The sequence below is a fragment of the Neobacillus citreus genome (assembly GCF_018343545.2).
In the GTDB taxonomy this organism is placed as follows: Bacteria; Bacillota; Bacilli; order Bacillales; family Cytobacillaceae; genus Neobacillus; species Neobacillus citreus.
Map to the genome: position 1 here is coordinate 1 of NZ_JAGYPE020000141.1, position 1,517 is coordinate 1,517.

The following is a 1,517-nucleotide window of genomic DNA, read 5'->3' on the forward strand; positions in this document are numbered from 1 at the left end:
AGTCAAGTCCGATATATTGTGTAAAATTATCTACAATGAATCGACATACTAATAATGTAAAGTGGACTATACTATTTCGAATTTACATTGAGGGGCGGGCATGATAGCCTGGAGGGCAAGCCAGGGGTTGTTAAACACCTGGCTTCCTGGCTTTATATCATGCCCGCAGAGGCTCAATGTCAATTCGAAATTGGGCCGTCCTCCATACCCTAAAATTATTTTTAATACAGTTATTTGTGGTATTGAACCTACTCTTTACCTACCGGTATTTTTTTATTTGCTTGTTCTTCTGCAATGTCCATTAAAACTGCTCCTACTAATCTGAACGCTGATTGTGTATTAGGGAAAATTCGTATAACCTTTTCTCTTCTTCTAACTTCTTGATTTAATCGTTCCAAAGAATTTGTAGTACGTATAAATTGATGGTATTTAGAAGGTTGGTTCAGGTATTGAATGGCATCTTCGAAGCCATCTTCCAACGTTTCTATTGCCTTATCTAATTTTGGATTTTCTCCAAAAGCCTTTAAAAACTCTTCTTTGAATTTCCTAGCATCTTCAACTTTTACAGCCTCAAATATTCTCTTTAAGCCTATTTTCACGTCATCCATGTCTTTTTTAGGTAATTGATTAAAAATATTGCGTTTAAAATGTACCGTGCAGCGTTGCCAAGTAGTCCCTACAAATTCTTCGGCAATGGCCTTTTTTAAGCCCTTATGTGCGTCTGATATGATCAATTTAGGTGATTGGAGACCACGTGATTGTAAATACTGGAAAAACCTTTGCCAGGCCTCATAGCTTTCAGCGTGATCTACTTTTAACCCGAGAATTTCCCGTCCATTATATTCATTAATGGCAGTGGCAATATAAACTGCCTTAGACACTACACGGTTATGTTCCCTTACTTTGATATACATGGCATCCGCAAAAATGTAAGGATAGTATGTTGTATTTAGAGGTCTGTTTGCCCATGTGTTAACGATTGGATCTAGTTTTTCTGTCAGGGAAGAAACAAAAGATTTTGAAACGCTCTCCCCACATAATTGTTGAACAATATTTTTTACCTTCCGAGTAGAAACACCATTTACAACCATTTCAAGCATAGAAAGGACAAAAGCTTGGTCACACCGGGAATATCTTTCAAATACGGATGGTGAAAATTCGCCATTACGTGTACGAGGTACCTTCAAGGTTACTTTACCAATGCTCAATAGTAGACCACGATCATAATAGCCATTTCGGGAGTCCTGACGGTCTGGTGTACGTACGTAAGCCCCAGCTTGTAAATAATCATCCCGTTCTTTTTCCATGACTGAATTTAACACTAGAACTACGGATGCTTTAATAACGGAGCCTAAATCAGAATTCATTACAGCATCTTTTAAATCTTCAATATTTAGGTTAAACTGAAGTTGAGTCAAAATAAGTTCCTCCTCATTGTTTTCGTCGCTGTAAACATTGTAGACAAGAGGAATTATTTTGACTCCTTTTCTTTTTACACAATTATATGGACTTTATCC

1 protein-coding gene is annotated in these 1,517 nt (G+C 37.2%); it reads right to left on the reverse strand.

Annotation, left to right across the window (positions count from 1 at the left end):
• Positions 1-248 precede the first annotated feature (248 nt).
• Entirely contained in the window at positions 249-1,418 is a 1,170-nt protein-coding gene (locus KHB02_RS29605; protein ID WP_213141128.1) for an IS256 family transposase, read from the reverse strand.
• Between the last annotated feature and the right edge of the window lie 99 nt (positions 1,419-1,517).